At 43.4% G+C, this 2984-nt stretch carries 2 protein-coding genes; one reads left to right on the top strand and one right to left on the bottom strand.

Annotated features, from left to right (window positions below; all coding sequences use genetic code 11):
* Positions 1 to 205 (top strand): UvrB/UvrC motif-containing protein (locus KH943_RS09735; RefSeq protein WP_304110391.1); only part of this gene is annotated, 205 nt, incomplete at its 5' end.
* Positions 206 to 404: 199 nt separating this feature from the next.
* Here KH943_RS09735 and hrpA read toward each other — a convergent pair.
* The coding region (gene hrpA, locus KH943_RS09730; RefSeq protein WP_304110390.1) for an ATP-dependent RNA helicase HrpA at positions 405 to 2984 on the bottom strand (2580 nt) is incomplete at its 5' end.

The following is a 2984-nucleotide window of genomic DNA, read 5'->3' as shown; positions in this document are numbered from 1 at the left end:
TAAACCAAAACGTGGCAAAAAATCTGCAAAAGTTTCCGAAAATTCCACCGCTTCCTACACACCAAAATCGCGTAAGGAATTGGAAAAAGAACTTAAACAGCTCGAACAACAAATGCGAGATTTTGCGAAGGAGCTTGAGTTTGAGAAGGCTGCGGCGGTGAGGGATAAGATTGGACAGATTAAGGTTCATCTTTTGGATATTTAGAGAAAATAAAGCACGGTAAATTTATCGTGCTTTTTTATTTAAATTATATGATGTATGGAAGTAAAAATAAGCTGATTTTAGATGAAGTGTAACTCGGTAATAGTGTCATTATTAACCAATACTCACAAAAGCTATGGTTGACGGAAGATTTAGTAGTGTTGCCTATATGAAGTATTTGATACTTAAAAATCGCTTGTTACTATTTAAATTCCGTAATCGTATTTAAAATCCGCTTATCTGAAATCGGATATTTTGTACCAATTTGTTGAGCGAATAAACTTACCCTGAGTTCTTCGATCATATAGCGAATTTCTAGCACTTCTGTTGGAATTGCTTTCGATTTTGGCAGTTTAGCAAGCAGCTGTTTATAGGCGTCTTGAACCTGCTCAACACGTAGCATTTTAGCACGGTCAGTATTGGTATCTGTACCGAGTTTGTCTAAACGCTTGTCAATAGCGGTCAAATATCGGTAAAGATCGGCAAGCCGTTGGTAGCCAGTTTGAGTCACGAAATTCGGATACACCAAGCCTGCCAACTGGGCTTTAATATCCGACAATGCAAACGCCATCGTGAAGTCCATTTTGCCTTTCATTCGCTTGTTGAGTTCAAATGCTAAAGTTAAGCATTTTTCCACTTGTAGGGCGATTTCTGCGGTGGTGTCGTTCAGATTGGCACGCACAAACTCTTGCTGTTCACGGAATTTTTCTTCCGTCCAGACAAAACCGCCGAACTCATCAATCAGCTTATCCACCGCACAAGCGATGCAGTCATCAATCAGTTCCAATACTTTGCCAAACGGGGCGAAATATAAGCCGAGTTTCGCTTTGTTTGGTAGTTTTTCGTGTAAATATTTGATGGGCGAAGGCACGTTCAGCAACAATAAACGGCGTAAACCCGCTTGCATTGCTTGCGTTTGTTCCACTTCAGTTTCAAACAATTTTACGCCCACGGCGGTTTGTTCATCCACAATCGCAGGGTACGCCTTCACGCTGAAATGCTGTTTTTTCTGCTCGTAGCATTGCGGTAAATCAGCAAAGCTCCAGAGATGCAAACCGCTTTGCTCAATGCCATCGTCAGCAATGTTGGAAAGCGTACTTTGCACCTGATCTTTGAGCTGGAATTTTAGTGCATCTAAATCACTGCTTTCGGCAATTTTTTTGCCTTTTTCATCTACCACGCGGAAAGTCATTTTTAAGTGTGCGGGCAGTTGCGAATAATCCCACAATTCAGTCTCAACCGTTACGCCTGTCATTCTGCGAAGCTCGTAAGTCAGGCTTTCTAGTAATGGTTTAGCTAACGGTTCGGCACGCCCTAAAAAGGCATCAGCATAGTTCGGTGCAGGCACAAAATTACGACGCATCGCTTTCGGCAATGATTTAATCAAACTTACCACTAGCTCGTGGCGCAGCCCTGGTATTTGCCAGTCAAAGCCTTCAGGCTCTACTTGGTTGAGCAACGGCAGCGGAATATGCACCGTAACCCCATCGGCTTCTGAACCTATTTCAAATTGATAAGTGAGTTTCAATTTGAGCTTACCTTGATACCAGAAATTCGGGAAGTCTAGCTCAGAAACCTTGTTTGCCCCCTCGTTCATCAGGAACGACTTTTCAAAATTGAGTAATTCAGGATCGGCTTTGCTTGCCTTTTTCCACCAGCTGTCGAAATGGCGACTAGAGACCACTTCCGTGCCTACACGCTGATCGTAGAAGTCAAATAATACTTGCTCGTCCACCAAAATGTCGCGGCGACGAGATTTGTGTTCAAGATCTTCCACTTCCTTGATCAAGCGGTTATTTTCTTTGAAGAATTTGTAATTATTCAGCCATTCACCTTCCACCATTGCCGAGCGAATAAAAATTTCGCGACTCACCGTTGGGTCAATGCTGCCATAATTAACTAAGCGTTTTTGCACAATCGGAATGCCATAGAGGGCGACTTTTTCATACGCCATTACCGCCCCTTTGGATTTCGCCCAATGCGGCTCGCTGTAACTCCTTTTCACTAAATGCTGTGCTAGCGGTTCAACCCATTCAGGCTCAATTTTTGCTACCGTTCTTGCCCAGAGTTTGGTGGTTTCAACCAACTCGGAAGCGATGATCCACTTCGGCTGTTTTTTGAAAAGTGCAGAGGTTGGAAAGATGAAAAACTGTGCGTTTCTCGCCCCCAGATAGTACATTTTCTCACTGTCTTTTAAGCCAATATGCGAAAGCAAGCCCGCCAATAAAGCGGTGTGAATTTGCTGATAATTTGCTTCAATCGTGTTAATCGGAAAGCCCATTTCTCGCACCGATAAACGAAGTTGATGATAAATATCCTGCCATTCCCGCACGCGTAAATAGTTGAGGTAATCTTTCTGGCACTGCTTGCGGAACTGGTTTTTACTGAGCGCTTTTTGCTGGGTTTGAATGTAGTGCCAAAGGTTCACAAATGCCAAGAAGTCCGAATCTTTGTCAGCAAAACGGCGATGTTTTTCATCTGATGCCTGCTGTTTTTCCTGCGGGCGTTCACGCGGATCTTGAATCGAAAGTGCGGAGACAATCATCATCACTTCGTGCAAACTGCCATTTTTCGCCGCTTCAATTACCATTCGTCCTAAACGTGGATCAATAGGTAATTGTGCTAATTGGCGACCGATTGGGGTGAGTTCACGTTTTTCGCCAAATTTAGTTTTACGAATGTGAAATGCTTGTAATTCTTCAAGCAAGCGAATCCCGTCTTGCACTTGACGAACATCGGGCGAATCCACGAATGGAAACGCAGTAATATCGCTCAACCCAAG

The organism is Haemophilus parahaemolyticus (assembly GCF_018373095.1).
GTDB classification, from domain to species: domain Bacteria; phylum Pseudomonadota; class Gammaproteobacteria; order Enterobacterales; family Pasteurellaceae; genus Haemophilus_A; species Haemophilus_A parahaemolyticus_A.
Note: the sequence above shows the minus strand (reverse complement) of the source record. Positions and strands in the feature narration are given on the sequence as shown.